The organism is Streptomyces sp. 147326, assembly GCF_045000215.1.
In the GTDB taxonomy this organism is placed as follows: domain Bacteria; phylum Actinomycetota; class Actinomycetes; order Streptomycetales; family Streptomycetaceae; genus Streptomyces.
On the sequence record NZ_CP134201.1, the window covers coordinates 4253114 to 4279456 of the forward strand.

General features: G+C 69.2%; 32 protein-coding genes and 2 pseudogenes. 20 read left to right on the plus strand and 14 right to left on the minus strand.

What is annotated here, in order from left to right; translation table 11 throughout:
- Nucleotides 1-407: 407 nt before the first annotated feature.
- Together RIU97_RS19140 and RIU97_RS19145 are read right to left on the minus strand one after the other, a co-directional pair.
- On the minus strand, nucleotides 408-2780 hold the full coding sequence (locus RIU97_RS19140) for a non-reducing end alpha-L-arabinofuranosidase family hydrolase (protein ID WP_404958360.1): 2373 nt from the start codon (nucleotides 2778-2780) through the stop codon (nucleotides 408-410).
- Nucleotides 2781-3375: 595 nt separating this feature from the next.
- Nucleotides 3376-4935: a sigma-70 family RNA polymerase sigma factor gene (locus RIU97_RS19145; protein WP_404958362.1), complete on the minus strand. Its 1560-nt coding sequence runs from the start codon at nucleotides 4933-4935 to the stop codon at nucleotides 3376-3378.
- A 452-nt stretch (nucleotides 4936-5387) separates the two neighbouring features.
- Between RIU97_RS19145 and RIU97_RS19150 the strand changes: the two genes are divergently transcribed.
- The 3 genes from RIU97_RS19150 to RIU97_RS19160 all read left to right on the plus strand — a co-directional run bounded on the left by RIU97_RS19150 (nucleotide 5388) and on the right by RIU97_RS19160 (nucleotide 9099).
- On the plus strand, nucleotides 5388-8006 hold the full coding sequence (locus RIU97_RS19150) for an RICIN domain-containing protein (protein ID WP_404958364.1): 2619 nt from the start codon (nucleotides 5388-5390) through the stop codon (nucleotides 8004-8006).
- A gap of 434 nt (nucleotides 8007-8440) precedes the next feature.
- The gene (locus tag RIU97_RS19155; protein ID WP_404958366.1) at nucleotides 8441-8737 is read left to right on the plus strand and encodes a hypothetical protein; all 297 of its coding nucleotides are present in this window, start codon (nucleotides 8441-8443) and stop codon (nucleotides 8735-8737) included.
- 38 nt (nucleotides 8738-8775) lie between these two features.
- A complete protein-coding gene (locus RIU97_RS19160) occupies nucleotides 8776-9099 on the plus strand; it encodes an SCO5918 family protein (RefSeq protein WP_404962878.1) in 324 nt (107 codons plus the stop codon).
- Here the strand turns inward: RIU97_RS19160 and RIU97_RS19165 are convergent.
- Together RIU97_RS19165 and RIU97_RS19170 are read right to left on the minus strand one after the other, a co-directional pair.
- Nucleotides 9084-9443, minus strand: a complete 360-nt coding sequence (locus RIU97_RS19165; protein WP_031143209.1) for a hypothetical protein — start codon at nucleotides 9441-9443, stop codon at nucleotides 9084-9086. The genes RIU97_RS19160 and RIU97_RS19165 overlap by 16 nt on opposite strands.
- 48 nt (nucleotides 9444-9491) lie before the next feature.
- Nucleotides 9492-9835: pseudogene (locus tag RIU97_RS19170) on the minus strand (ATP-binding protein).
- A gap of 780 nt (nucleotides 9836-10615) precedes the next feature.
- On the opposite strand from RIU97_RS19170, the gene RIU97_RS19175 reads away from it, so the two are divergent.
- Both RIU97_RS19175 and RIU97_RS19180 read left to right on the plus strand, forming a co-directional pair.
- Entirely contained in the window at nucleotides 10616-10954 is a 339-nt protein-coding gene (locus RIU97_RS19175) for a MerR family transcriptional regulator (protein WP_109779106.1), read from the plus strand.
- Nucleotides 10955-11202: 248 nt separating this feature from the next.
- Entirely contained in the window at nucleotides 11203-11406 is a 204-nt protein-coding gene (locus RIU97_RS19180) for a cold-shock protein (RefSeq protein WP_008735947.1), read from the plus strand.
- A gap of 232 nt (nucleotides 11407-11638) precedes the next feature.
- Here RIU97_RS19180 and RIU97_RS19185 read toward each other — a convergent pair whose 3' ends face one another.
- Nucleotides 11639-12298 carry an HSP18 transcriptional regulator gene (locus RIU97_RS19185; protein ID WP_404958370.1) on the minus strand — a complete coding sequence of 220 codons (660 nt, stop codon included), beginning with the start codon at nucleotides 12296-12298 and terminating at the stop codon, nucleotides 11639-11641.
- A gap of 128 nt (nucleotides 12299-12426) precedes the next feature.
- On the opposite strand from RIU97_RS19185, the gene RIU97_RS19190 reads away from it, so the two are divergent.
- The 3 genes from RIU97_RS19190 (at nucleotide 12427) to RIU97_RS19200 (ending at nucleotide 13856) form a co-directional block, all read left to right on the plus strand.
- The gene (locus RIU97_RS19190; RefSeq protein ID WP_404958372.1) at nucleotides 12427-12861 is read left to right on the plus strand and encodes an Hsp20/alpha crystallin family protein; all 435 of its coding nucleotides are present in this window, start codon (nucleotides 12427-12429) and stop codon (nucleotides 12859-12861) included.
- Between the two features lie 99 nt (nucleotides 12862-12960).
- A complete protein-coding gene (locus tag RIU97_RS19195; protein WP_404958374.1) occupies nucleotides 12961-13356 on the plus strand; it encodes a DUF2267 domain-containing protein in 396 nt (131 codons plus the stop codon).
- 53 nt (nucleotides 13357-13409) lie between these two features.
- A complete protein-coding gene (locus RIU97_RS19200; RefSeq protein ID WP_404958376.1) occupies nucleotides 13410-13856 on the plus strand; it encodes a DUF2267 domain-containing protein in 447 nt (148 codons plus the stop codon).
- 74 nt (nucleotides 13857-13930) lie between these two features.
- Here RIU97_RS19200 and RIU97_RS19205 read toward each other — a convergent pair whose 3' ends face one another.
- Together RIU97_RS19205 and RIU97_RS19210 are read right to left on the minus strand one after the other, a co-directional pair.
- Nucleotides 13931-14104 (minus strand): CsbD family protein, encoded by a 174-nt coding sequence (locus RIU97_RS19205; protein WP_266594583.1) that lies wholly within the window; start codon nucleotides 14102-14104, stop codon nucleotides 13931-13933.
- An 88-nt stretch (nucleotides 14105-14192) separates the two neighbouring features.
- Nucleotides 14193-14408: a hypothetical protein gene (locus RIU97_RS19210; protein WP_404958379.1), complete on the minus strand. Its 216-nt coding sequence runs from the start codon at nucleotides 14406-14408 to the stop codon at nucleotides 14193-14195.
- 1304 nt (nucleotides 14409-15712) lie between these two features.
- On the opposite strand from RIU97_RS19210, the gene RIU97_RS19215 reads away from it, so the two are divergent.
- On the plus strand, nucleotides 15713-16051 hold the full coding sequence (locus RIU97_RS19215; protein ID WP_404958381.1) for a helix-turn-helix domain-containing protein: 339 nt from the start codon (nucleotides 15713-15715) through the stop codon (nucleotides 16049-16051).
- Here RIU97_RS19215 and RIU97_RS19220 read toward each other — a convergent pair.
- Together RIU97_RS19220 and RIU97_RS19225 are read right to left on the minus strand one after the other, a co-directional pair.
- The gene (locus RIU97_RS19220; RefSeq protein ID WP_404958383.1) at nucleotides 15996-16679 is read right to left on the minus strand and encodes a PP2C family protein-serine/threonine phosphatase; all 684 of its coding nucleotides are present in this window, start codon (nucleotides 16677-16679) and stop codon (nucleotides 15996-15998) included. The two genes, RIU97_RS19215 and RIU97_RS19220, sit on opposite strands and share 56 nt — an antisense overlap.
- 56 nt (nucleotides 16680-16735) lie before the next feature.
- Complete coding sequence (locus RIU97_RS19225) at nucleotides 16736-16861, minus strand: hypothetical protein (RefSeq protein ID WP_404958385.1); 126 nt, start codon at nucleotides 16859-16861, stop codon at nucleotides 16736-16738.
- Nucleotides 16862-17054: 193 nt separating this feature from the next.
- On the opposite strand from RIU97_RS19225, the gene RIU97_RS19230 reads away from it, so the two are divergent.
- Entirely contained in the window at nucleotides 17055-17414 is a 360-nt protein-coding gene (locus RIU97_RS19230) for a PRC-barrel domain containing protein (protein ID WP_371639725.1), read from the plus strand.
- A gap of 67 nt (nucleotides 17415-17481) precedes the next feature.
- On the opposite strand, the gene RIU97_RS19235 is transcribed toward RIU97_RS19230, so the two are convergent.
- Nucleotides 17482-18204 carry a hemolysin III family protein gene (locus RIU97_RS19235; RefSeq protein ID WP_404958387.1) on the minus strand — a complete coding sequence of 241 codons (723 nt, stop codon included), beginning with the start codon at nucleotides 18202-18204 and terminating at the stop codon, nucleotides 17482-17484.
- Nucleotides 18205-18483: 279 nt separating this feature from the next.
- Between RIU97_RS19235 and RIU97_RS19240 the strand changes: the two genes are divergently transcribed.
- Nucleotides 18484-19044 (plus strand): hypothetical protein, encoded by a 561-nt coding sequence (locus tag RIU97_RS19240; protein ID WP_030755654.1) that lies wholly within the window; start codon nucleotides 18484-18486, stop codon nucleotides 19042-19044.
- Between the two features lie 104 nt (nucleotides 19045-19148).
- On the opposite strand, the pseudogene RIU97_RS19245 reads toward RIU97_RS19240, so the two are convergent.
- Nucleotides 19149-19579, minus strand: a pseudogene (locus RIU97_RS19245) (site-specific integrase); the annotation flags it as partial.
- Between the two features lie 25 nt (nucleotides 19580-19604).
- Between RIU97_RS19245 and RIU97_RS19250 the strand changes: the two are divergent.
- From RIU97_RS19250 to RIU97_RS19265, 4 genes are read left to right on the plus strand one after another with little or no spacing between them, the layout of a single operon-like run.
- The gene (locus RIU97_RS19250) at nucleotides 19605-19757 is read left to right on the plus strand and encodes a hypothetical protein (RefSeq protein ID WP_404963120.1); all 153 of its coding nucleotides are present in this window, start codon (nucleotides 19605-19607) and stop codon (nucleotides 19755-19757) included.
- 33 nt (nucleotides 19758-19790) lie between these two features.
- Nucleotides 19791-19871 (plus strand): hypothetical protein, encoded by an 81-nt coding sequence (locus RIU97_RS19255; RefSeq protein WP_404962879.1) that lies wholly within the window; start codon nucleotides 19791-19793, stop codon nucleotides 19869-19871.
- The gene (locus tag RIU97_RS19260; RefSeq protein ID WP_404958390.1) at nucleotides 19858-20343 is read left to right on the plus strand and encodes an Imm50 family immunity protein; all 486 of its coding nucleotides are present in this window, start codon (nucleotides 19858-19860) and stop codon (nucleotides 20341-20343) included. Before RIU97_RS19255 ends, RIU97_RS19260 begins: the two co-directional genes overlap by 14 nt.
- Before the next feature lies 1 nt (nucleotide 20344).
- Nucleotides 20345-20740 carry an Imm50 family immunity protein gene (locus RIU97_RS19265; RefSeq protein WP_404958392.1) on the plus strand — a complete coding sequence of 132 codons (396 nt, stop codon included), beginning with the start codon at nucleotides 20345-20347 and terminating at the stop codon, nucleotides 20738-20740.
- Nucleotides 20741-21047: 307 nt separating this feature from the next.
- On the opposite strand, the gene RIU97_RS19270 is transcribed toward RIU97_RS19265, so the two are convergent.
- Nucleotides 21048-21971 carry a LysR family transcriptional regulator gene (locus RIU97_RS19270; RefSeq protein WP_404958394.1) on the minus strand — a complete coding sequence of 308 codons (924 nt, stop codon included), beginning with the start codon at nucleotides 21969-21971 and terminating at the stop codon, nucleotides 21048-21050.
- A 71-nt stretch (nucleotides 21972-22042) separates the two neighbouring features.
- Between RIU97_RS19270 and RIU97_RS19275 the strand changes: the two genes are divergently transcribed.
- Complete coding sequence (locus RIU97_RS19275; protein WP_404958396.1) at nucleotides 22043-22696, plus strand: maleylpyruvate isomerase family mycothiol-dependent enzyme; 654 nt, start codon at nucleotides 22043-22045, stop codon at nucleotides 22694-22696.
- Entirely contained in the window at nucleotides 22693-23217 is a 525-nt protein-coding gene (locus RIU97_RS19280) for an anthrone oxygenase family protein (protein ID WP_404958398.1), read from the plus strand. Before RIU97_RS19275 ends, RIU97_RS19280 begins: the two co-directional genes overlap by 4 nt.
- 16 nt (nucleotides 23218-23233) lie before the next feature.
- Here RIU97_RS19280 and RIU97_RS19285 read toward each other — a convergent pair whose 3' ends face one another.
- Entirely contained in the window at nucleotides 23234-23389 is a 156-nt protein-coding gene (locus RIU97_RS19285) for a hypothetical protein (RefSeq protein ID WP_404958400.1), read from the minus strand.
- A 261-nt stretch (nucleotides 23390-23650) separates the two neighbouring features.
- Between RIU97_RS19285 and RIU97_RS19290 the strand changes: the two genes are divergently transcribed.
- The 3 genes from RIU97_RS19290 (at nucleotide 23651) to RIU97_RS19300 (ending at nucleotide 25099) form a co-directional block, all read left to right on the plus strand.
- The gene (locus RIU97_RS19290; RefSeq protein WP_404958402.1) at nucleotides 23651-23851 is read left to right on the plus strand and encodes a hypothetical protein; all 201 of its coding nucleotides are present in this window, start codon (nucleotides 23651-23653) and stop codon (nucleotides 23849-23851) included.
- 234 nt (nucleotides 23852-24085) lie between these two features.
- Complete coding sequence (locus RIU97_RS19295; RefSeq protein ID WP_404958404.1) at nucleotides 24086-24676, plus strand: DUF5994 family protein; 591 nt, start codon at nucleotides 24086-24088, stop codon at nucleotides 24674-24676.
- Nucleotides 24677-24766: 90 nt separating this feature from the next.
- On the plus strand, nucleotides 24767-25099 hold the full coding sequence (locus tag RIU97_RS19300; protein WP_404958406.1) for a hypothetical protein: 333 nt from the start codon (nucleotides 24767-24769) through the stop codon (nucleotides 25097-25099).
- Here RIU97_RS19300 and RIU97_RS19305 read toward each other — a convergent pair.
- A complete protein-coding gene (locus tag RIU97_RS19305) occupies nucleotides 25096-26301 on the minus strand; it encodes an NAD(P)/FAD-dependent oxidoreductase (protein ID WP_404958408.1) in 1206 nt (401 codons plus the stop codon). The genes RIU97_RS19300 and RIU97_RS19305 overlap by 4 nt on opposite strands.
- Nucleotides 26302-26343 lie beyond the last annotated feature (42 nt).

Below are 26343 nucleotides of genomic sequence, written 5' to 3' on the forward strand. Positions count from 1 at the left end.
TGCTTGGTCGCCGCAGGATGCGAAAAGGTTGCCGACGGTTCCCACCGGGGATGACACGGAAGCGGGCGCGCGGCGGGTCCCCCGGGGCGGCCGGGCAGCTGCGTCCCGTACGGGCCCGCTCACTGGGCGGGGGATCGGGAACGGACTGCGCGTCGTGGGCGGAGAGCCGTTCCATTTCGCCGCGCGCCGCTGGACCGACCAACAGCTCGACGCCGCGCGGTGGCGTCGTAGTGCTTCGGTCCGTACCCGCGATGAAGTCCACAAAAGAGAGGAACCCCAGCCGACGCACGGCTGGGGTTCCTCGAGGCGGTGAGTATCGGTCAGCAGGTGGAGTTGCCCGTGCCGTAAACCGCTCGTCTGCGCGCTGGCAGGCCGCCCCGCATCGCGGTCACAGGGGACCGGGCAGGTTAGCGCTGCAGGGTGAGGACACCCGGCCGGTACGGCAGTTGGTCGTAGGGGCCGCCCGCGGTGGGGGACTTGCCCTGGTAGAGGAACTGCAGGTTGCAGGGGTCGATGGTCATGGTCTGGTCGGGGTTGTTGCGGACCAGGTCACCGTGGCTGATGTCGTTGGTCCAGGTGGCACCGCTGTTGGCCTTGCCCGCGAAGGGGTTGCTTTCGCCGGCGGCCTGCGGTGTCCACGCACCGCTCAGGCTGGAGGCCGTGAACGAGCGGAAGTAGCGCCCGTTCGCGCCCCTCGCCTCAACGATCATGAGGTACTGGTTCTGGCCCTTGACCTTGTAGACCTGTGGCGCCTCGAACAGGTTGTCCGGCGTGTCGCTCATGACCGTCGTGTACGAGGAGCCGAAGTTGCCCGGGAAGCTTCCGATAGGCATGCTCGCTCGGTAGATCTTGCCGTTGTCACCGGCGAAGAACAAATACATGTTCTGGTCGTCAGCGATCAGGGTCTGGTCGATCGGGCCGGTGGGGGAGTCCGTGCGGGGGATGCTTCCGGTGAACAGCGGCTGTGGCGCGGACCAGCCGTTGGGGTTGGTGGGGTCGCTCGACGTGCGGTAGATGAAGGGCCACGCGCCCCACTGGTACGCCAGCACCCAGATCTTCTTGGGCGCGAAGTAGAACAGTGTGGGCGCCACCGCAGCCTGGCTCATGCCGGACTGGCCGGCCGACGCCATGTCCGACCAGTTCGTGAAGGGACCGAACATCATGGAGCCGTACGAAGATCCCGAGAAGTTCGACCCGTAGACCAGGTGCTTGCCGTTGTACGTCACGTTGGTGAAGTCCTTCAGCGAGGCCCACCCGTTCGCCGGCTGCGCCAGCGCACCCGTCGACGTCCACCGGTACGTCGACGGAAGAGCGCACGTGCCGCCCGTCGGCGCGGGCGTTGTCGGGGTCGACGTCCCGGACAGGCCGGTCCACTGCTGGTTGCTACCGGACCAGCAGGAGTACAGCTGGATCTTGGTGCCGTTGGCGGTGGCCGCGCCGATGGCGTCGAGGCACAGCCCGGACTGGACGCCGGCGATCGTGCCGTTGGTGTTGATGTTCCACTGCTGGTTGGCGCCGCCGTTGCAGTCCCAGATGACCACCGCGGTGCCGGTGCTGGTGCCCTTGGCCATGGCGTCCAGGCACTTGTTGCCGTAGATCTTCAGCTGCTTGCTGGAGGTATAGGTCCAGCGCTGGTTGGTCTGTCCGTTGCAGTCCCACAGCTGCGCCTGGGTGCCGTTGACGGTGGTGGAGCCGTTGATGTCGATACAACGACCGGAGGTCGCGCCCTTGATCTCCCCGGTACGGGTCCCGCCGGTCGTCCCGCCCGTGGCCTTGAGGGCGTTCACGACGGCGGTGTAGGCGGCCTTGGGTTTGCCGTTGTTGTCGAACAGCAGGGGGCTGTCGCCGCTGCGCCAGGAGTCGCTGTCACGGATGCCCCATACCGTGATGCCGGTGCACCGGGCCACGGACAGGCAGGCTTTGACCGTGTTGGCGTAGTGGGTGGACGACGCCTGGGCGATGTCCAGCTCGGTGATCTGGACGTCAACGCCCAGGGCGGCGAAGTTGGACAAGGTGGTCTGGAAGCTGGGCGGCGGGCCGCTGGTGCCGAAGTGGCTCTGGAAGCCGACGCAGTCGATCGGCACGCCGCGGGACTTGAAGTCCTTGACCATGCTGAAGACGCCCTGGGTTTTGGCATCCGACCAGTTCTCGATGTTGTAGTCGTTGTAGCAGAGCTTGGCCGAGGAGTCGGCCGCCCGGGCTGTGCGGAACGCTTCCTCGATGAAGCCGTTGCCCAGCACGTTCTGGAACACCGAGCTGCGGTGCTGGGTGGAGCCGTCGGCGAACGCCTCGTTGACCACGTCCCAGGCGTAGATCTTGCCCTTGTAGTGGGTCATCTGGGTGGTGATGTGGTTGTTCATCACGCTGCGCAGCGTGGCGGCGTCGGTGATGCCGCTGACCCAGGTGGGCAACTGGGAGTGCCACACCAGAGTGTGCCCGCGCATCCGCTGCCCGTGGGAGGTCGCGTGGCTGACGATCCGGTCGGCGGGGCCGAAGTTGAAATTGCCGCGGGACGGTTCGATGGCGTCCCACTTCATCTCGTTCTCCGGGGTGATCATGTTGAACTCCCGGTCCAGGATGTTGGCGTACGTCGAGTCGCCGAGCCTGCCGGCGGCCACAGCGGTGCCGAAGTACCTGCCCGAGGGGGCCGCCTGCGTACCCAGGTTCGCGGCTCCGGCGGAGCTGGGGAGGAGCGTCACGACACCGGCCACCATCGCCGCGGCCGTCAGTCCTATCGTCAGTGTTCGGCGACGCCGGCCGATCCGGTGCAGGCCCTTCATGATTCTCCTCGGGGGTCGCGGGTCACCCTGGGTGCCGTGATCGTGCGCGCATCGGCCGGTACGGCCTGATCCGCCGCGGGGTGGGTGCGGTGCAGGACGTGGCGCCGTTCCTGCGCACCGGTCGCCCGGGGGTCGTGGGTGTGTCGCGTCATTGGAGGGGCCTTCTTCAGGGGATGCGTCAACGGGGGAAGTCGGGGAACCTCCCACGCCGACACGTCATGGTGAGCGGCGGGAAGGCACCCCACGAAAGTGGAGGCCTCCGAACTCGCGGTCTCGTAACAGAAAAGTCGCGCCGTCCGGACGATTGCTCAGTGCTGCATCTCGCAGGCAAAAAGCGTTATGCCAAGCTCCGCGGTCTGGTCGTCGCTGTGGAAAGGGCGCGCCGCCCCGATCATCAGTGAAGGTTTTTGGAGTGGTATCGGTGGCGGTTGCGGTGATCATCCTTCAGGCCGGTCCCGGCGAGGCAGCCGTCGATGAATGCGGATCGAAGCTGGATTCGGCGCAGCACTCGGCTCACTGCCGGGTTGGGAACGGCGTGGTGCAGGATCGTGGTGCAGGATCACCAGCTGTCACTGCGCGACTCGGTCCAAAATGCTCAGGGAGCGGTAGCCCAGGCCCTGCGCATGATGAAGGAAGCCTGGCCGGTGAAGGCCTGAGTGCCGTCGGAGCCATCGAGCCAGATGCCGCCGTCGCGGTGGCGGAGGGCCGATCCGGGGTAGTTGTGCGCGTGCAGGGTTACCGACCCGGTGACCGCCCCGGGGTGCGGACAGAAGGTGGCGTCTTCACGGAACAGTTCGCTGCCGTCGTTGGTGCTCAGCCGTAGCCGCAGGTCACGATGGCGCAGATAGCGGCCGTCGGCGGCGCGGAAGGTGACGCACCGTGTGTCGGCCAGCCCCCCGACGACCGTGAAGGTGACCCGCTGCCGTGTCTGTGCGCTGCTGGACGCGGAGACTCGGCCGAGCGTCGCGAAGTCATCGGCATACGTGAGGTACAGGGCGGGCTCGTCCACGGACTCCAGCGACTGTGCGCCCAGCGGAACAGTGCCTGCGACGGGGGACGGACTCACGGGGGACGGTCCGGCCGACGTGGTGGTGCGCAACGGGATCGGCGTGGGGTTGCCGACCGTGGGAGCGGCGATGACGCCGGGCACCCGGTGCGCCGGTTCGGGCCAGGTCGCGTAGGTGGCGGTCCCGGCGATGAGCACCGCGCCGGTGGCGAGGCTCGCCACCGGATGAGCGGTGACCGCGAAGAGCTTGCCGATCAGCGAGCTGTGCAGACCGCCTCCCACCGTCGCCGTGCCGACGGCGACGTGTGCCGTGGCCAGCCCGGCGGCGCTCGCGGCCGTACCCGACAGCAGGCCCTTGGCGGCCAGCGCGGCGATGAGTCCGGCCGGGACGGCCAGCGGCGCAAGGCTGAGGAGCAGCAGTGCGGCCGGAACCCGTTCTGTCGTAGTCGCCATGCAGACCGGGCAGCCGCGGGTGTGCCGCGCGATCCGCTTGCGCCACACCGATGCACGGAGACCGTCCCAGCCGACGACGGTCTCGTCCAACTGCGGGCAGCGCGGGTCGGCCTCCAGCGCGGCGACGATCGTCCGGCTCAGTTCCAGCTGCTCGCGCATGCGTTGCAGGCGTACTCCGACGTGGGCGACAGTGAGCCCCGTCGCGGCGGCGATGTCATCACGGCTCAGCGAGCCGGCGCATTCCTGCCACCACAGCGACAGCAGCACCCGATGGTCCGGGTCGAGCCACCGGCCGGCTTCGACAACCTGACGGCGCTCGTCCGACACATGCAGACGCAGGATCGTCAGGTCCTCAGGTTCGGCGTCGGCGTCCGGCATCTGGAGTGCCTCGTCGATGACCGTGGTCCGGTCGGCGAAGGCTCGTTGCCGGTGCCAGTGGGTATTGATCTGGCGGAGCGTGATCGACACCAGCCAGGACCGGAAGCTCTCCGGGGCACGCAGGGCAGGCAGGTCGCGCACCACGCGCAGCAGGGTTTCCTGGACGACGTCGTCAACGTCGGCATGTCCGCTCAGCGCTCGCCCGACGATGTTGTAGAGCAACGGCAGGTACGCGGCGATCAGCGCCTCGCGCGCCCGATCGTCACCGGCCTGCGCCGCGACAACCAGCCCCGCGTGGTCCGCATCCATGAGCCCCATTCCAACCTCCCTCAGGGGAGCGATCCGCCGCGTACGGCGCCGCACCTTGGCGTCGGCAAGGGTATGCGGCCAAAGCCTGTGCCTTGGATCAATGGACCGGGGACCGCGCCGACTTGGAGGGCCCGGTACCGCGCGTTGTGGGCTTGTCGGGGGTGTTCCATGGCCGACTCCCACGGACATCTGGGTGCGTTCGGGTAGTCGGCGGCCAACTCGCGGACGGCCCGTTCAAGACCGACGGAACGGCCAGGGCGGACGCCGTCGTCATCGTCTGACACCAAGGGCACCAGTGTCACCCGGCCACTGATCGACGCTTACCGCACCACTGGGTGACCTGAAAAAGATTTCGGATCAGGGCAACCCTTTGCGGGGCCTGCTACCACAAGGAGTCGGATCGGGCCGTTCCGGTAGCTGGATCCACTTTCCTCTGGTGGCATGCAAGGAGAACACTCCCCATGAAGAACCCCACGAACGGCGGGCGCCGCGGGCGTCACCGTCGTCGCTGGACCGCGACCAGCCTGCTGCTCGGCGTCCCCGCCATCGTCGTGCCGTATCTCCTGTTCGTGCAGGAGGACTCACAAGCCGCGACGGTCGACGGCGATGCCTACTACCGGCTGGTTTCCGTACGCAGCGGCAAGGTGCTGGACGTCAACGGCTTCTCCACCGCCGACGGCACCCGTATCCAGCAGTGGACCGACCAGAACACCGCCAATCAGCAGTGGAAGCTGAGACCCACCGGGGACGGCTACTACGAGCTGGTGAACCGCAACAGCGGCAAAGTGCTCGGCATAGCGGGCGATTCGACCGCCCAGGCCGCCGCCGCAGAGCAGCAGACCGACAGCTCTTCCACGTCCCAGGAGTGGCGGATCGACGATGTGAACGGGTCCGACGCCGTCACCTTCACCTCCCGCAGGAGCGGCCGGGTCCTGGACGTCTTCGGAGAGTCCACGGCCGACGGCGCGGCAGTCATCCAGTACCACGGCAAGGGCAGCACCAACCAGCAGTGGAAGCTGGTGAGAACGGCCAAGACCCAGGCGACCGGAACCGGACCGTATGTGTGGAACAACGCCCAAGTGGTGGGCGGCGGTTACGTCACCGGGCTGGTGTTCAACCCCCGCGAGAAGGGTCTGCTGTACGCGCGCACCGACATGGGCGGCGCCTACCGCTGGGACGCCGCGGCCGAGCAGTGGATCCCGCTCACCGACTGGGTCGGCGAGAAGGACTGGAACCTGCTGGGCATCGATTCGCTGGCCACCGACCCCGTCGACCCCAACCGGTTCTACGCCGCGGCGGGCACCTACACCAACGGCTGGGCGGGCAACGCCGAGCTCCTGCGCTCCACGGACCGGGGCCGCACCTTCCAGCGCACCGCTCTGCCGTTCAAGCTGGGCGCCAACGAATACGGCCGCGGAGCGGGCGAGCGGCTGGCGGTCAATCCCGCGGACAACGGCACCCTGCTGCTGGGCACCCGCAAGAACGGCCTGTGGCGCAGCACCGACCACGGCGTGACATGGAGTCAGGTCTCCTCGTTCCCCGTCAAGGACGGGGCGAGCAGCGGCGCGGGCGTCACCTTCGTGACGTACGGCCCGGCCGGCAGCAGGACGGTCTATGTCGGCGTCGCCGACAAGTCCACCTCCCTGTACCGCTCCACCGACGGCGGCAGCACCTGGCAGGCCGTCTCCGGGCAGCCCACCGGCGAGATGCCGCAGCACGGCGTGGTCTCCGGTGACGGCTCGCTGTACCTGGCGTACGCCAACTCCATCGCCGATGCGACGGCGGGTTCGGTGTGGAAGTACACGCCGGCCGGCGGGGCGTGGAAGAACGTCTCCCCGTCCCAGGGCAACTACGGGTTCTCCGGTCTGGCCGTCGACCCGCAGAAGCCGTCCACGGTGATGGTCACCACCCTCCACCGGTGGTGGCCCCAGGACGAGCTGTACCGGAGCACCGACGGCGGCACGACCTGGAAGGCCCAGGCCGCGAAATCTGAGCGGGACGCCTCCGGCGCGCCTTACGTCGGTACCGGCATCGGGCACTGGATGACCGCCCTGGCCATCGACCCCTTCAACTCCGGGCACGTGCTGTACGGCACCGGCAGCGGCATCTGGCGCAGCAAGGACGCCAACGCCACCGACAACGGCGGCACCAGCCACTGGATCGTGGGGTCCCGGGGGCTGGAGGAGACCTCGCTGATGGACGTGGTCGCCCCGCCCGGCGGCGCCACCGTCATCTCCGCCATGGGTGACCTGGGCGGCTTCCGCCACGACTCCCTGACGAAGGTGCCCGCCGGGCGGCTGGACAACCCGATGATGATCACCAGCACCGACATCGATTTCGCCCAGTCCAATCCCTCGGCGATGGTTCGCGTCGGCCGTGGCGGCGCGCAGGACGGCGCCTACTCCACCGACGGCGGCAGCACCTGGAACGGCTTCAAGTCGGAGCCGGTGGGCAGCGCCGACAGCGGTCATGTCGCGCTCTCGGCGGACGGCTCCGCCATCGTCTGGACCGAGGCCGGTCAGGCCCCGTACCGCTCGACCGACAAGGGGGCGAGCTGGTCGAAGGTCAGCGGCCTGGGCACCGGAGCCGTGGTCGTCGCCGACCGCTCCTCGGCCAAGACCTTCTACTCACTGGCCGACGGCACGCTCTACGCCAGCACCGACGGCGGCGCGACCTTCACCGCCCGTGCCACCAACCTGCCCGCCGGCCGGCTCGCGGCCGTCCCCGGCATCGCCGGGGACCTGTGGATCTCCGGCGGCGACAAGGGGCTGCTGCACTCCACCGACGGCGGTCGCACCTTCACCACGCTCACCACGGTGCGGTCCGGCTCCGCGCTCGGCTTCGGCAAGGCCGCACCGGGCGCCGATTACCAGGCCCTGTACCTGATCGGTACCGTCAAGGACGTCACCGGAGTCTTCCGCTCCACCGACAAGGGCGCCACCTGGCTCCGCGTCAACGACGACGCCCACCAATGGGGCAGCATCGGCGGCGTCGGCGTCATCGCCGGCGATCCCGACACCTTCGGGCGCGTCTATGTCGGCACCAACGGACGCGGCCTCCAGTACGGCGACCCGTCCTGACCCCGACGCCCGAGCGGTGCCGCAGGCACACAACGGCCTGCGGCACCGCCATGGCTGAGGGACCTCGTCTCGTCCTGCACGAGCTCCTGGGGCTGTCCGGACGATGCGCGACGAGGCCACCCCGCATCGTCAAGGCGTGGAGCAGCAGAACCAAGACGACTAGTCACCGCAGTCGGTCATGGCGGGGCCTTCCTCGCTTCGATGGTCTCGCCCGTATGACCGATGGCAAGCTGGGCGCCACCTCGTCTTGGTCGAGACCGAGGAGGCCCAGGAACGCGGCGCGTTCGCCGAAGCCGCCCAGAAGGCCTCCGAGATGGCCGCGATCGCGCGCCGCTGCGGCAGCACCGACCTACTGGCCATGAGCACGGTCGCGCAGAGCGGCGTCCTGCTCGCCGAGGGCCGAGGGGCCGGCCCGGCTGGACGACGAGGCCGCCGTGACCTGCGCGGAGCTGCTGCCGTACGAGACCCGCATGGCAGCGGACGCGGTCTACGTGACCGCGGGGATCCAGCGCCGGCGCGGCGACCTGGCGGCTGCCGAGGCCTCGTACACCCGGGCCCACACGCTGGGCCGCGACCCGCAGCCCGGGCTGTCCGGCGCCGGATCGGGAGACTCCCGGACCAGCCGGCTAGCTGGGGCCGGGGGCGCTGAGAGGGAAGTCCCGAAGTACGGCGCGCCGCCGTCCACACCGCAAACCGGCCCGTGCCCCGTCCGTGCCCCTTCGGAGCGGTGAACACCGCTCCGAAGGGGCACGAACCGACCCACCCGGCAATCCGCCGGGAACGCCATATACGCAGGTCAGATGCCATCCTAAAGTCGATGAAGGGCACCAAGCCCGAGCAGGTCGTCGGCGAATCAGTGACCATCGGGCGCCGTCCCTACCCCGTCAAGCAGGTCGGCCAGGTCATGACTCGGCAGGACCGCCGTGACTTCAGCGCTGGTGAAGTCCTCCGGGCCATGACCCAGCTCGGGTTCACCTGCCGCGGCCTCCCCCGGGCCGCCGTGCCCACGCGCGTCCTCAGCCCGCTCCAGCAGGCTTCCGCGAGGCTCGGCATCCCGGTTTCTTACGGGACGCCGGGTCAGTGGTCGGAGTAGCTGAAGTCGCCCATGGTCCAGGCGCTGACATCCGCGATCGAGACGCGGTACATCCCACCCGTCTCCGGGATCCCCACCGTGCCCTGAAGGATGCGGGCCACATGGAAGTGCAGATGGGTGGGCGGCCCCTCTTGCGGTGTCGTGGTGGTGAAGATGGCGGCGAACTCGCCCAGGCGGGCGGAGTCCGTCAGGACCTCCGACACCCGCTGCCTCCACACGGCTTCGGGTGCCAGCCGACCGGTGATGACAGCGCCACCGGTGACAACGGTCAGGGACATCTGATTGCTCTGCCCGGACTCCACCAGGGTGGCAACGTCAACGAGCAGCTCGTCAGGCTTCGACATGGGAGCCGATTTTATGCACCGGTCGTCCCGTTCTCTCGACCGGGAGGACTACCGGTCGAGAAGAGCACTCACCGCCTTCCCGCCGGAGGCCCGACGGGTGACAGCGGCCCCTCGGGCGAGGCGGTTGACCATGGGCAGCCGAATCCACCGGTACCGCCGTACAGGTCAGGGGTGCGCATACGCGGCGCGTGCGGGCTGAAGTCGTGAACGGCCACCTCGATGCTCTCCGCGTAGGCCGTCAGTTCCAAGGTGCAGGTGCCCCCGCCGTGGCGCACGGCGTTCGCGGCGAGCTCGGACACGACCAAGACCACGGCGTCTGCGGCTTCTCTGGCCATCGCCGGCTGACGAAGACGGTCGAGGAAGCCTCGCGCGGCATCGCGTTCAGGTCTCAAGGAAGGGATCGAAGAGCAGTCGAAGCACGACGCCAATCGACGAGATGTGGGGGACCCCACGCGCTCGGCTGCGAACCTCCCGAGCCCCTGACCTGCTGTGCAGGCTGCTCTGCGCATCCTGGGCCGACCTAGAAGGTCTAGCTCTCCTCGGCGGGAACGAAAATCTACGACGGCCAGAGTAGACATTGCGCGGTGGCGTGGTTATGGTTTCTCTCGTAGCCCAGAGAGACCGCAGGGCCTGGCAGAGACGAACTGCCGGGCAGCAGTAAGCGCAGTTGCAGTTCGCATGACGGTGCGGTGGTGGAGTTCCGAAGCCAGGGTTGTTGCACGACGGCGACGGGACTGACGACCGGACCGGGTGGCCCGCAGTGATCAGGGGCCGCCGTGAGCAGTACCAGCAGCACCAGCAGTACCCCAGTGAATGCAGTTCCCGCAGTACAGCAGTAAGCGCAGTAACCCGCAGTTCGCAGTCTCTCCCGTTTGGTAAGCAGTTGATCACTGAGGGAAGAACGGAGGAGTTGAAGCGCCATCAGGATCGCCCGGGCGGAAGTCTTGAGTCCGGGTACCGCAGGACATCGATAGTGAGGTGGTCTCCGGTCAAGCAACCGCGATCCCCGCACAGCCTGTCCCCGTTCGGACGGGTCGGCGGAAACAGTAGGCCGGCGCAGGACTAGGGCCGGCAGATGGTGTAGCAGTTCCTTCGGGGCCCTGGTGTCGTACGCGCCAGGGCCCCTCACCGCGTTCCGACCCCTTTCCCTACCTGTTTCGCAGTGAGGTGCGATGACAGCAGACGATTCGTTCGGCCGTCTCGACGACGACGGCTACCCCGCCTACACGATGGGCCGGGCCGCCGAGATGCTCGGCACCACCCAGGGCTTCCTCCGCGCCATCGGCGAAGCCCGCCTCATCACCCCACTCCGCTCCGAGGGCGGCCACCGCCGCTACTCCCGCTCCCAACTGCGGATCGCCGCCCGCGCCCGCGAACTCGTCGACCACGGCACCCCCATCGAGGCGGCCTGCCGGATCGTGATGCTCGAAGTCCGACTCGAAGAAGCGCAGCGCGTCAACGCCGAGTACCGTCGCGCGGCGGCCGAGGTGCATCCACGGACAGCGGCCTGAGGTGGGCGTGCCCGCCGGTCTCGGCGGGCACGCCCACCCGTGCATGTCGGGTCGTGACGCGTGCTCGTTTCCCTCTGGTAACAGCCCGTTGTCGGCGTGTACCGTCTGCGTCAGCTGTCGTGGTTCGGAAGTTCCCTTGCCCACGCTTTCGGCGTGGGTGTTTTGCTGTGCTGTGCCGCAGGAACCAGGGCGATCACCTCCGCCTTCCGCACGTCGTGGGAGGCATCATCGACTGGAAGGCATGAGACATGGCTACGGGAACTGTGAAGTGGTTCAACGCGGAGAAGGGCTTCGGCTTCATCGCCCAGGACGGCGGCGGCCCGGACGTCTTCGCCCACTACTCCGCGATCAACTCCTCGGGCTTCCGCGAGCTCCAGGAGGGCCAGGTCGTGACGTTCGACGTCACCCAGGGCCAGAAGGGCCCCCAGGCCGAGAACATCAACCCGGCCTGATCTTCACCACCCGCGGGCGCGGAGACCGGCGCGTAAGGCTGCCCCTGCAGCCCGTACCGCTCGACCCGAACAGCGGACGCCTGCGATGTCGGCGGGATCCGACGCGTACCGGATCAGGGCCGCGCAGCTGTTGCTGCGCGGCCCTGATCTGTGTCCAGGCCGGGGCCCGACCAGGTGCCCCGCACGCTCGAACAGCTGCGCGGCGTCGGCTCGGTGCGGTTCGTATTCCGGGTCAGGTGCTGCGCCGGTCGCGGCTGTCCTGGCGGAGGTGGTCGGTGTGTCGGGTCATGGCGTCGAGGTGATCGACGAGGCCCGAGTCTGCGGAGCGCAGGTGAGGCCGGGTGTCGGTCAGGGGCCGTATGAGGCGCGCTGCGTCGTTGTCGGCCAGGGCCCGGTTCAGTTCGCCGACGGCCGCCGCGGCGGCGTCGGGAAGGTCGGTGAGGGCGGTGATCTGGCCGGCGAGCCGGCGCAGGTCGGCCGCGTTGTCACGGGCCCAGGCCGTCACGGCGCGGTCTGCGGCACGTGTGTCGCGGGTGGCCTGGACGCGTTCCTCGCCCGTGCTTCCGGCCGTGCCGGGGCGCAGGCGCAGGTAGCGGCGTTCGGCGGCCTGGCGGCTGGCGACCCCGAGGGGTCCGGCGAGGTCGGCCCAGCTCGCGCCCTGGCCCCGGGCCGTCTCGATCAGGCCGCTCTCCCAGCCGGCGAGCTGTTCGCGGACCTCGCGCAGCATCAGCAGCGCAGCCAGCGCCGGGTGCGGGCCCGCACCTGTCGGCTCGGTCGGGGGCGTTCCGGCAGAGGAACGCTGCGCGTGCCTCACGGCCTGGTCGATGGCCCGCAAGGCCGTCGCCGCAGCGGGGAAAGGGACCGGCGCGGCCGGCTGGCTGACTTCGTTCATGGCACTCCCCGTCGCTTGTCATCCTCCAGATGACTTCTTGCTTGTCATCGCTTCGATGACATGTTACAACGGGAGCACGTTGAAGCGCATGGGCAGTTTCCGCCTGAACCAACTGGAGGTGTTTCGCGATGTTGATGCGCACTGACCCGTTCCGCGAGATGGACCGGATCGTCCAGCAGCTGTCGGGTACGTCGGGCACGTGGTCGAAGCCGTCCGTGATGCCGATGGACGCCTACCGTCAGGGCGACGTGTACGTGATCGCCTTCGACCTCCCCGGAGTGAGCACCGAGGCGATCGACATCGACGTCGAGCGGAACATGCTGACGGTGAAGGCCGAGCGCCGGCCCACGGGGAAGTCCGACGGCGTGCAGATGGAGCTCTCCGAGCGGCCCCTCGGTGTCTTCTCCCGCCAGATCATGCTGGCCGACACCCTCGACACCGAGCGCATCGAAGCCGACTACGACGCGGGTGTCCTGACCCTGCGCATCCCGATCGCCGAGCGCGCCAAGCCCCGCAAGATCAGCATCGGCGGCGAGTCCGGCCGCAAGCAGATCTCCGGCTGACCAGCCCCGCACCAGCTGCGGAGGACGGGGAAACGCCCCCTCCGGCACCCCGCCCTCCGCCCCCCTCCCCGTCCCTTCACCCTCCCCGGAGGTGACGTGATGTCGATACGCAGGGAGGCGTTCCTGGCCCACGTCCAGGAACGCGGCGAGTACACGACCCTGCCGGAAGCCGAACGGGCGGCCCGCGTCGTCCTGGCCCTGCTCGGCGCGCACCTGGTCGGCACCGTGCGGGCCGAACTCGCCGCCCGGCTCCCCGAGACGTACGCCCTGATCCTCCTCAATCCCCTGCAGGCCGCCGAACCGCTCTCACCCGAACGCTTCGTCCGCGCGACCGCGGCCTGGATCGAAGGCGCCACCGAGAAGACCGCCCTGTGGGACATCGGCGCGGTCCTCTCCACCGTGGCCGCCGCCGCAGGTGACGTACTCGTGCGCGAGGTCCTGCTCCAGCTCCCGCCCGGCTACGACCTCCTCTTCGGCCACCCCCAGCCCACCTGACCAGCTCCGACGGCCGGAACTCGAACCTTCGAAGAGAAAGGCACCGCAGCACCATGTACGACCAGCCTCGACCGGACCGGCCCACCCCCGCCGTGACGTTCGACCAGATGCTGGAACGCGTCCGCTACGAGGGCGCCTACCCCACCCGCGAACGCGCGGAAGAAGCCGTCCACGACGTCCTCGCCGCGCTCGGCCGGCAGGTCACCCGCGACGAACGCGTCGACCTCGCCCAGTGCCTGCCCGTCGAAGCAGCCCTCACCCTGACCGCCCAGATCCCCGATATCGAGCAGCTCACCGGCTGGGGCTTCGTCAAGGACCTGGCCGCACGAACCGGCGTGAGCCCGGCCATCGCCCGCTGGGACACCGGCGCCGTACTCGCCACCGTCACCGCGCTCGCCGGACCCGACCTCCTTGCCCGCGTCCTCCAGCGACTCCCGGACGACTACGCCCTCCTCTTCGGGCAGGCGCAACTGCGCCGGCCTCAGCGCGCCGCCGCCTGACCGGAGCCGGCTGCGCGCGGACATGCAACGGGGCCGGGACCGCTCCTGCGGTCCCGGCCCGTGCACACGAGGGGTCAGTGCTTGAAGGTGTCCTTGATCTTTTCCTTGGCCTCGCGGGCATCGCCCTTGGCCTGCTCCGCGCGGCCCTCGGCGGTCATCCGCTCATTGCCCGTCAGGCGGCCAGCGGTCTCCTTGAGCTTGCCCTTGGCCTGCTCGCCCTTCGCCTCGGCCTTCTGCTCACCAGACACAGCTGATCACTCCCTGTTCGATGGAAAGGTCTTACAGAACCCCGTATGACCGGTGGGATCCCTCCTAAACAGACGGGCCGGGATCGGCTCAGGTCGGCTCGGTCAGGACGTGGCCGGCGTCGGGGAGCTCGTGGACGTGAGCGGCCGCACCTTCCAGCGGCAGGAGAGGGCGCAGGGGACAGTCGGCCGGGGTGTGGTCGTGGTCGACTTCCCAGGTGGGCAAGGGTGCGGCGGGGGCGCAGTTGGTGGATACGGCGTAGAGGTTGCCGAAGCAGCCCCGGCACACCAGTGCAGCGTGGTTCACGTGAGTGCGTCCGGTTGAACCGACTCGGCTGTGCCATCCACGGGGCGGGGCTCCCCCTCCAGGTGGAGCTGGCGCAAGGTGCTTTCCGTCTCGCGCCTGAAATATTCGGAAGAGGCCAGACGCTGCCACAGCGGGTCGGGGAGGCAGGGGACGGTGGCGCCGCGGGCAGCCCATTCCTCGGCAAGCTGCGTGTACAGGGGTGTGCCCTGGTCCGGGGTTCCTCCGGGAATCCGGCCACGGGCGCGGGCCGGGCTACGGGAAGGACTTCGGCGCGCTTGTTCTGGAAGACGGCTAACCGCTCTGCGCTTGCCGCTGCCGGCCTGTGCGCCGCGGCTGGAGTCCGTCCAATGATCGTCCGTCACGTTCGTCAAAACGATTCTTCCCTCCCCCAGGACACCGTTTCCGGTGTGCCGCGACGGTCTCGACCATTGTTCTGGCCCCTCGTGAGGCACACACAGTTGATCGACCCCAGCTGCTCCCTGTGCTGCGCTTCGACAGCTCCGGGGAGCGACCGTGCGTTCGGGGTCGATTACCTCCTCACCCGCCACGCGAAAATCTATGACGGCCGGGGTAGACATTGCGCGGTGGCGTGGTTATGGTTTCTCTCGTAGCCCAGAGAGACCGCAGGGCCTGGCAGAGACGAACTGCCGGGCAGCAGTAAGCGAAGTTGCAGTTCGCATGACGGTGCGGTGGTGGAGTTCCGAAGCCAGGGTTGTTGCACGACGGCGACGGGACTGACGACCGGACCGGGTGGCCCGCAGTGATCAGGGGCCGCCGAGAGCAGTACCGCAGTTGAGCAGTGGCAGTACCCGTAAGTGCAGTGCGCAGTACCAGCAGTGAAGTGCAGTACCAGCAGTGAAGTCAGTGAGCAGCACCTCGGTGAAGGCGTCGGCTGCGGACGCGCGCACCGGGAAGTTCGGCAGTGGGGTTCTAAGCCAGAGCAGACGCAGGACGGGCAACGGGGCTGGCTGCCGAAGAGTGGCGCTGACGCAGGCCACCAGCAGTACGCAGCATCAGCAGTACCAGCAGTAAGCAGTTGATCACCGAGGGAAGAACGGAGGAGCCGAGCACCATCAGGATCGCCCGGGCCGAAAGGCTGAGCCCGGGTACCGCAGGACATCGATAGTGAGGTGGTCTCCGGTCGAGCAACCGCGATCCCCGCACTCCCGGCAGCATGTCGGTCGGGTCGGCGGAATCACAGGGTCGGCGCAGTATCAGGGCCGACAGATGGTGTAGTAGTTCCTTCGGGGCCCTGGTGCCGTACGGCACCAGGGCCCCTCCACGCGTTTCACGAGAGAGGTTCAATGACAGCAGACGACTCGTTCGGCCGGCTCGACGACGACGATTACCCCGCCTACACGATGGGCCGGGCCGCCGAGATGCTCGGCACCACCCAGGGCTTCCTCCGCGCCCTCGGAGAGGCCCGCCTGATCACCCCGCTCCGATCCGAGGGCGGCCACCGGCGCTACTCCCGCTACCAGCTGCGCATCGCCGCCCGCGCCAGGGAACTCGTCGACCAGGGCACCCCCATCGAGGCCGCCTGCCGCATCATCATCCTCGAGGACCAGCTCGAGGAGGCGCAGCGCATCAACGCCGAGTACCGCCGCGCCGCCGAATCATCCGCGCCGCCGTCCTCGCCCTGACCCGGGTGTGCCCGTCGGGATCGACGGCCTCGGTCGTCGCCGCCAGGTCCGCCCCGGCGTCAGCGCTGCGTGTGACCTGGTGGGTACCGTGCCAGTCCAGGCACATGACCGTCGCCTCGTCCTGGAGACGGCCGCCATGTGCGCGCAGAATCTCGGCGACCAGAGCGCGGGAGGCCTCGCGGGGGTGGAGATCGCCCGTGCGCACGATCAGGGAGCGCAGATCGACCTCCACAGCGCGGCGCTCGAGCATGCCGTCGGTGAGCATCACGAGGCGGTCACCCGGCTGCAGGTCCAGCCGCTGCACCCGATGGGTGGTACGCGGCTGGATGCCGAAGGGGAGATCGACCTCGGGAACCACCTGCTCAACCCTCTCCCGTCTCAGGAGCAGAGGCCAAGGATGCCCCGCGTTGACGAACTGAGTGGTCCCGTCGAGCAGGCTGACGCGCAGCAGCTGCCCAGTGACGAAGCCCCGCCTGCCGTGGTCGAGGACGGCCCGGTTGGCCTCCAAGGCCTGTACTTCGAGCTCGGCGCCGGCACGCCTGGCCCTGCGAAGGGCGCCCACTGCGAGGGTGGCGAGTAGCGCGGCTTCCACGTCGTGGCCCATGGCATCGGTGACGGAGAGCTGCATGTGTCACCGGTCTACGACGTAGGCCGAGGCATGCGCGGTCGCACCGATCTGCCTCATCACGTCTTCGTCGGGGCGATCGGTAAGAGTTCGAGCAGGCCGATGGCGTCGCCGCGGTTGGTGACGGGCACCACGACCCCGACCAAACTGTTGCCCTCTCGCTGGAGCAGGCGGTCCCTGAGCATCCGTGCGACGACGTCTGTCCGCGTACGACTCAATTTGCCCAGTCGCGTACGAGTGAACGTGCTCAGGCTCTGCCGCTCCGAACCCGCGGCGGACCCGGTTGCGAGGCAAGCACCGGGGCATGGGGATGGACGAGTCAAGCCGGCGGTGTGTCTGTGGCCGCCGCCTCCGAGCCGAGAATGAGGAGACGGGGTTGTGAGCGGTGTGTGGATGTACGCGCAGGACAGCGGCTACACGTCCCGGCAGTCGCTGGTGGGGTTCACGGTTGAGGCGGCTGACGGAACCATCGGGCACGTGGACCGCCAGCAGGACCAGCCCGGCATGCAACACCTGGTCGTAGACACCGGCGTGTGGGTGTTCGGCAAGAGCATTCTGATCCCGGCCGGCGCCGTCGCCGGCATCGACACCGAAACACGGACGGTAAAGGTGTCAGGGACCCGGGAAGAGATCAAAGCCGCTCCCCAGTTCACCACCGACAGCGAAACGGCTGACCACCGCTACCTGTCCGCCGTCGGCAACTACTACCTCTCCCTCCGCCGCCCCCTCGCACCCTGACCCGAAGCCAGCCGGCAACTCGCCCGCCCCAGGGCGACAGCAGCCCCCGGGCAGAACATTGCCCTGCTCAGTAGACGGTGAAGGAGATGGCGATGTAGTGCGCGGTGAAGGCCGCCACGGTCAGGGCGTGGAAGACCTCGTGGAAGCCGAACCAGCGGGGCGAGGGGTCGGGGCGCTGAAGGGCGTAGACAACCGCGCCCGCACTGTAGAGAAGCCCGCCGGTCACGATCAGGGCGAGTACGGGCGCCCCACCACTGTCCAGGAAGTCGGGCAGGTAACGCACCGGTGCCCAGCCCAGGGCCAGGTAGCAGGGGGTGTACAGCCAGCGGGGAGCTCCGACCCACAGGACACGGAAGGCGATGCCGGCCAGAGCGCCCGTCCACACGATCCACAGCAGGACGGACCGCTGGTCAGGGGGGAGAAGGAGCACGGCAAGCGGGGTACAGGTGCCGGCGATGATCAGGAAGATGTTGGCGTGGTCGAGGCGACGCAGAACGGCCTCACCGAGCGGTCCCCACGTGCCCAGGTGGTAGACGGCGCTCGTCCCGAACAGCATCCAGGCGGTGACGGAGTACACGGTGCAGGCCAGGGTGGCGTGCGGTGTCCCCGCCAGGCAGATGAGGACGATGCCCGCGGCCAGCGATGCGGGGACCATTCCGGCGTGGAGCCAGCCTCGTAGCTTCGGCTTGATCGGCTCCACCAGATCGGCCGCTCGCTCGACCAGGTCGGCAACCGGGTGGGAGTCCTCGGCGGAAGACACACCGCCGGTTTCGACATCGTCGCGGGACACTGCTGCCCTTCCTGCCTCGGACTGCTGGGCGTCACTGGCAACCACGTGCTCATGTTAGGAGCCTGCCCGCAGGAGCATGACCCGAGGCCTGCCTCGGACCACCGGGCCGGCACCACCGGGCCGGCACCGCCGGGCATGGTCTGTTCAGCCGCCCCATGGTTCCGGTCCTGGAGGCCTGCCGCCAACTGGGGCCGTGGAAGTCGTGTAAGTCGGCGGGCCATGGGAACGATCAGGGCTTCCGAACGGGCCCCTCCGCTCTCCTACGTTCAAGGACCGCCGATGCTTCCCGAGTTCCGCTCCCACGCATCCGCCCCCCTTTCCCACCAGCTGGAACAGCGACTGGGACTGGACCCACGCCTCGAAGCGGGCCGAATCGACGTGGAGCGCGTCGCCGACATCGCCGTCGTCGCATCCGCCCACTCCGATGGGTACGCGGCCACCGCGCACCTCCTCGGACTGCTGGCCGCGCTCCCCGCTCCCACCGAGGCCGGAGAACGCTTCTGGTCGGACCTGTGGAGGACCTCAGGCTCCCTCTACCTGCTGCCCGCCAACATCAAGACGTTCGTGCTGAGTTCGCTGGCCGGAGAAGGGACCGGTCTGGCCGGTCAGATCCTCTCGGCTGTCGACGAGATGACCCCGCCCCAGCGCGTCGCAGCCGGAGAGGTAATCGGCCAGGCGCTCGCCGAATCCGACCACCTCCCCGACCTCAAGACGCAGGTCATCGGCGAGCTGTGGCTCCGGGATCTCGAACTCACCGCCTGGCGGGTCCTGCACGCGGACCACAAATCAGCGGATCCGGCTGAGCGGAAAGCCTTCCTCGACGCATGGAGGCGTGTCTGAGCGCCAGGTTTCCTCGCCGCCGCTGCTGTTCGGGCCCAACGGCACCCAGAGAGCCGGTGAGGGGAGGAAGGCGAGTCGCCGCCTTCCCCTCCCCCACCGATCGTGGGCAGGCCGACCTTCGCGCGGGCATTGGCCCACTTCCGGCCGAAGGACGTCCGGCGGAATGGTGCTCCCTTCTCCACCACGAACAGCAGCTCGTCGGACTCCTTCTCCGCGAACCGGTCCAGGTGCCGCTTGACCTCCATGAAGAGGAAGGCCGACAGGTAGACGGTGCGGACGCCCGCCGCCGACTTGGTGTCGCCCTCGACTCGGCGGCCGGTGTTCAGTTCCGGGGCAGCCTCGGTGATCCGTGCGGCGCGAGGGTCCAGGGTGACCGAGGTCCGGCGCAGGGCCGCCTGCTCCTCCGGGCGCATCGGGCCGTAGGCGCAGAATCAGACCAACAGCCGCCAGCGCGGGCCCGTGGCTTCGGCGAGGGCATCGACCTGGGCGACGGGGTCGCGGTCGAGCACTTCTTGGCCTGCTCGCTTCCCGCGCCAGCCGCCGCGCTGGAGCCAGCCTTCGTGGACGACTGGGTGTCGGCGACGAAACCTGAATGGCAGGGCGGCGGGCAGCTGATGGGCCCAAATCACCAGCCGATCTACTACACCGAAGAGTGGTACGAACTACCCAACGGCGACATCGTCATCTTCCAGGACCACTGGTTCGGCCACTAGAAACCGGGCGAGCCCGGGTACCAGCCGCCACACTTGCATGTCAGGCCCGAGAACAAGCCTCGGACTGGTCACATACCTGGTACGGAGGAGCATTACCGCTATGACCTGGACTGACTTTGTCGTGAACGCGAAGGCCATCGAGTCGCACTACCACGAAGTTCCCGACCTGACGGGTGTACGGCTGCGCTCAGTAAACCTGGACGGTTCGGACTCGGCCGTTATCTTGCGGCTTGACCTCCCGCGGTTTCCCGACCGGTGGGACGGTGGGCCCGGCGACACACTGCAGTGCCAGATTCAGTTCCTGATGGTCCAGGATTTCCTCATGGAAGGATGGCAGCCATCGGTCACGGCCGATGTCTCACTGCACGAACTGCCAGAACATCGACTGGCTGTACAGGTGACAGCGCCCGGCGTTGCGGTGTCGTTCACATCAAACGCTTCACTCAAGGTAGGGAGAGTCAGCGTCTTCAACCGGGACGCAGACGGCGGTGACAGTGGCCTGCAGCACTTCACACGGCCACTCGAGACCAAACGCTATCCAACGATTCCTCCGCCCTATACGAGCAGCTTCTTCGAGCGTGTGTGAAATGACTGACTCAAGCAACTGGCCGGAACTTCGAGCCCTGTACGGCACATCGCCCGTCCCCGATCTGAACACCTGCCACCTCTTCTACATCCACATCGACGAGCGGGACACCTCGGTAACCTTCGGCTTCGAAACCCAGAAGCTGCCGCCGCACCCGAAGCCGGAATGGTCGGAGCAGGCTTACAACACGTTCTGCTTCTGGATCGAATTCACCGGAGTGACCAAACGCCGGGTGTCCGGCATCCGAGCGGAGGCAGAACGCGCCGTCCGAATCATCGGTGGCGACACGGCTGACGACCTCCAGGTCTCGGTGAACAGCGAGACCCGCTCGATCGTCTTCTCCGCGGTCTCTTCGCGGGTCGCGCACACCAGCGCCTACCTGCAGGGGGCGCTGTAACAGCGTCCTCCGCGGCGGCGTGCAGGCAGACCGGATGACAGCTACGGGTACGTACCCGTACTTGGTGACTCCGAGGCGACGCTGCGCAGGGTGCGACACCTGTTCATCAACCGGGCCAACCTACGTGCCGCGCTGGGGTGAGGCTGGTGAACGCCACCTTCGCCGCCCGCGACGAGGTGTGGTGGGGCACCGGCACCGTCCGGGGTCTTCCCCCACCTTGGTCATCACATGGTCTGAAGGCGGCCCAGCAGGGCTGGCTCTGAGCGGGCCCCGGGCCTGCGGCCGGTCCGCGGCGGCGGCCTTGTGGTCAGTCGGTGTCCGGCGCGGTGAGACCCGTACGCAGCCGGGCCAGGAGGGCGGTGGCCGCGGGGCCGGAGGGGCCGTTGGTACGCCAGGCCAGGGCGACCCGGCCGCGTAGGCGCGGCTCGGTGATCTCCAGCGCCCGCAGGCCGAAGGCCGCAGCCGCACCGGCGTCGGGGGCCGGAACCACCGCCACGCCCAGACCGCGGGCGGCGAGCTGCGCGAGGAACGGCGGAGCGGCTGCCTCGAAGGCGATGCGGGGCTGGAATCCCGCCTGCGCGCACGCGCGGTCGAGTACCCCGCGCAGCCCTGTCCCACGCGGCAGGCTGATCAGCGGACGGTCGCGGAGCTCGGCCAACGGAATGCTCGTGCGGTCCGGGGACGTGAGGGCGGGGTCGTCCGGCGCGACGGCCGCGAACAGGGGTTCGTCGACCAGGACTTGGACGGAGATCCCGGGTGGGGCCTCCTCGTCCGCGAGTCCGATCACGGCGATGTCGAGTTCCCCCCGGTGCAGCGCGGCGAGCATCCGCTCCGAGGTGTCCTCGGTCAGGGCGATCTCCACCTGGGGGTGGTCCTCGTGGAAGCCGGCCAGGACGGCCGCCAGGTCGAACGCGTCGGCTGCCGCGGCCGCGCCCGACACGTGGCCGAGGGTGAGGTGTCCGCGCAGCAGTCCGGTGAACTCGTCCGCGGTCTGCCGTACCGCCTCGACGGCGGCGAGCGCGGCCCGCGCGTACGGCAGTACGGCCTCGCCCACCTCGGTCAGGGTCACCGACCGGCCGGAGCGGTCGAGGAGCGGGTGCCCGAGTTCCTTCTCGAGCTGGCGGACCTGGGCACTCACCCCCGGCTGTGCCAGGTGCAGACGGGCGGCGGCGCGGGTGAAGTTGGCTTCCTCCGCGACCGTGACGAAGTACCGCAGCTGCCGGATGTCCATAACTGATCATTCTAGTTGCGAGACGTACAAACTCTTGGACTTATGGCTGGCCCACGGAGAGCCTTGGAGCCATGGGGAACACGAGGGAACGGAAGCCGGCAGCGGACGTCAAAGCCGCGATCGCGGCCGAACGGCGGGAGCTGGCAGCCTTGCTGGACGGCCTGTCGGCCGAGGAGTGGGAGGCGCCGAGCCTGTGCGGGGGGTGGCGGGTACGGGAGGTCGCGGCTCACATGACGATGGGGTTCCGGTACTCGCTCTCCAAGACGGCGTGGGAACTGATCAGAGCGCGGGGCAGCCTCCACCGGATGACCGACCGATGCGCCCACAAGGACGCGGCCGCCCATTCGACGCGCGAGCTGACCGCCTTCCTGGGGGACAACGCGGATCATCCCTGGAGGCCGCCGGTCGGCGGGATCGAGTCGGCGTTGGGCCACGATGTGATCCACGGCCTGGACATCACGGTCGCGCTGGGCCTCGGCCGGCGGGTTCCCGAGGACCGCGTGCGGATCCTGCTGGGGACCGTCAACGCCAGGACCGTCGCGTTCTTCGGAGCCGACCTGAGCGGCATCGAACTCCGTGCCGACGACCTCGACTGGTCCTTCGGTACGGGAACGCCGCTGTCCGGCGCCGCACAGGACCTCCTCCTGCTCGCCTACGGCCGACGGCTCCCGCCGGGGCACCTGCGCGGCGAATCGAGCGACCGCTTCCTCGGTGCGCGGACGTGACGGCGGCCGGGCGCATCCGCCTCCTCCAGGGACTCGCCCTGCTCGCCACCGGCCTCCTCGCCGGGGCGTTCGGTTACGGAGCGGCCAACCTCGTCCCCACCTTCAACGCGGTACCGCTCGACATGCGGCTGTCGTTCCACGCCGAGCTGATGAAGATGAACGGCATCACCATGCAGGCCGCCATGGCCGTGTCGATGCTCAGCTCCCTCACCCTCGCGACCCTGGCACACGGCCGCGCCCGGCTGATCGCTGGCGCGGCAGCCCTGCTGACCCTCGCCTCCTTCCTGATCACCCGGCTCGGCAACGTGCCCATCAACGGCCGGATCAAGCAATGGGCACTCACCTCGGCACCGGCCGATCACGCGGAGATCCTGCGGCGCTGGGAACTCTTCAACAACCTGCGGACACTCACCGCGCTCGCCGCGTTCGCCCTGCTGATCACCCTCGCCCTGAGGCGACCAACCGCACCCCCGGGAGGCAGCCGCCCAGCCCTCGGCCCCACCCCGGGCGGCGATGGCTGAGGGGGCATCGGTCCGGTCAGTCGAGGCCGAGGTCTTCGAGGTGGGTGAGGAAGGCCGCCACGAGCCGGGGGCGCGGACCCTCCCTCGGGGGTGCGCGCAAGTGGGAGCCGAAGCTCTCGAACGTGAGCCCCCAGGTCTCCCCCTCGGCGGGGCTGAAGACGTACGTGGTCAAGTCCTCGCGCTCCTCGATGTGGATGCGTGTTCCGGCTCGGGGCTCCCGGGTCAGAAGACCGGCAGGGCGCCGAGGGTGGTGCCGTCTCCGCCGGGAGGTCGATGACGTTGATGCCGCCCTGGGTCTTGTTGACGGTAACCGGCCGAGGGGGGCTCACCCGTGCGCCTCGACCCGTCGTCGAAATGATGCAGACCGCCAGGGGGCGTGTCAGCGTGATTCGAGAGGAATCCGTACACCACGCGTCGAAGAGGAGTCGCCGTCATGGACGGTAGGCAGGACAAGCGCCAGGAGCCGGGCAAGGGGCGCGAGGCGCAGGAACACCATCGCCCCGGAGACCCCGCGCAGCCCCAGCCGGGCAAGTCCTCTCGCGAGAAGGGACACAAGCCCGGTCAGAAGGAGACCTCGCGCGGCCGCGAGGACGACCTGCTGCGCGAAGAGGACCTGCACGACGAGGGGCTCTGACCAGCGCACCGCTCGCCCACACACACGCGGAGCCCGTCCGGTCCACAGCCACCCCGGCCGGGCTCTGCCGCGCCCCCGCTGAGTACGTGGTGGTCACGAGCGGCTTCCGGGACCGCGAACCGGCGTACGGTGGGGGCGCCGGGAGTATTTCGCACACCCGCTCCCACGCGGACGTCGTTTCCGGCGATCACTGCACCGGGCCGTCCGCACACGGTCCGGGGACGGGTCCGCGACATGATCACGACCCTTGACCGCGCCGAGTCCGGCGTGGTCCATCCCCCTGTCCGGGCACGCCTGTCCCTCACCCCGAAGACCGCCCTCGTCGGCCTGCTGGACGGTGCCTGGTGGCCGCGCTCCCGTGACCTCGAAGCCGAGCTCCCGGCATTGGCCGCCGCCCTGGACGAGCCCTGGGAGCGCATCACCCGCGTCACCGTGAACCCCACCCGCTGGCCGGTCGTAGCGCGCTCGGTGCCCGTGGCCGGGCGCATGCTGCACGTGGGCCGGTTCACCGAGCAGGACCCTGACAAGCTGATCCTGCTCTCCTACACCGTCGGCCGCTGGGACCTCCTGGTGATCCCGCCCGAGACCGAGCCCGCAGCCGCGGCCCGGCTGATGGCCGCCGCCGCGGTCCCGGGCAGCGTCCTCACCGCAGGCGTTCTGATGGCCAACGAGACCGTCATCGGACGCGGCATCCGCGACGCCCGCCGCCGGGAAGCCACCTGGGAGGGCGAAGGCGGGGCCTGCATGTCCCCCTTCGGGAACCCGATGGGCCGACCCGGTCACGACACCAGTCACCGAGCCCACCGCACGGATGCCGACCGGTGAGGAACAGGCCTTCCTCTTGACCGGGACCAGCGGTGCGCGCCCCGCGCCCACCTGCCGGTTCTCTGCCCCCTCCGAAGGGAACACGCCAGCGTGAAGTACGTCGAGACCCAGATACTCCCGTCGCTCGGACACGCCGAGGTCCGGATCATCGCCCACACTCCGGAAGCCGCCCGAGCGGTCGCGGAGGCGCTTCGCCGCTGCTTCGCGGGCGCGGAACAGCGCAGCTACCCGGCCCTCGACGGCAACACCCGCCTCCACCTCACCGTGGACACGGCAACCCCCGCCGGCCCTGTCCGCACCTGGCTGGCAACCAGCAGGACCCCCGCCGGCAGCGGCGCCCACTCCGACGAGATCCGCCGGCCCGAAGAGCGGGAGTATCCGGCCGCCGCCTGCGCCTGTCCCGTTCGACGAATGCCCGCCTAGGCCGCCCGGCCGGCGGTGGCCGGGGCCTCGGCGCGCCTGGCCTCCAGCCGCTGCGCGCGGCCGGGGCCGCCCGAGATGCGGTGCAGCCGGTACCCACCGGGCTTCTGCGCCTCTCCGGCCAGGTGCTTGACGACGCCCGTGCACACGGTCTCCTTGAGCTTCGCGCCGAGCCGGCCGTCGATGTTGAACCACACGGCGACGTCGGCGCGGTTGGCGAACTGGAAGATGCCGTCCGCCCGGCCCAGGCTGATGCACTGGGCGCCGAACGCCTGGTTGAGGGTCTCGGGCTGCTCGCCCGCGATCCGGCTGAGCACCGTGTCGGCGGCCCGCGCGCCCATGGGCATCGCGGCCTGGCAGCTCATCCGCAGCGGCAGGTCCGACGGCGCCGCCGAGTCCCCGGCCGCGATGATGCGTACGTCGTCCACGCTGGTCAGCGTCTCGTCCGTGAGCAGACGGCCCAGCGCGTCGGTGGCCAGCCCGCTGCGCACGGCCAGGTCCGGCACTCCGAAGCCCGCCGTCCATATCGTCACGGCGCTCGGCACCTCGCGGCCATCGCTGAGCTGTACGGCGTCGCGGGTCACGGCCGTCACCTTCGTGCCGGGGCCGTCGAGCACGGTCACCCCGAGCCCGGCCAGGCGCCGGGCTACCGAGCGCCGGCCGCGCGGGTGCAGGTAGGGGCCGAGCACGCCGCCGCAGACCAGGGTCACGGCGCGGCCCTGCTCGGCCAGTTCCGCGGCGGTCTCGATGCCGGTCGGACCGGCTCCGACCACCGTCACCGCGGCCGACGCGGCAGCGGTGCCGAGGACCGGCCGCAGCCGCTCCGCCTCCTCGAACGTGCCGATCGGGTAGGCGAACTCCGCGGCCCCGGGCACGCGCGGGTCGGCGCTGCCGCTGCCCACCGCGTACACCAGGTAGTCGTAGGCGATGCTGCCGCCCGACGCCAGCGCCACGCGGCGCCCGGCCGCGTCGATCCGGTCCACGGTGTCCACCACCAGCCGCACGCCGTCGGCCAGGACCTCCCGGTAGTCGACGACCGCGCTGTCCGACCCGCCCACCAGCTGGTGCAGGCGGATCCGGTGGACGAAGGTCGCCCGCGGGTTGATCAGCGTCACCGTCACGTCGCCGCGCTGCGTCAGGCGGTTGGCCGCCATCACGCCCGCGTAACCGCCACCGATGACGACGACATCGAAGTTCTCGGCCATGGTGTGTCCTCCGCTTCTTGGGGCTTCGACCTCAAGACACCG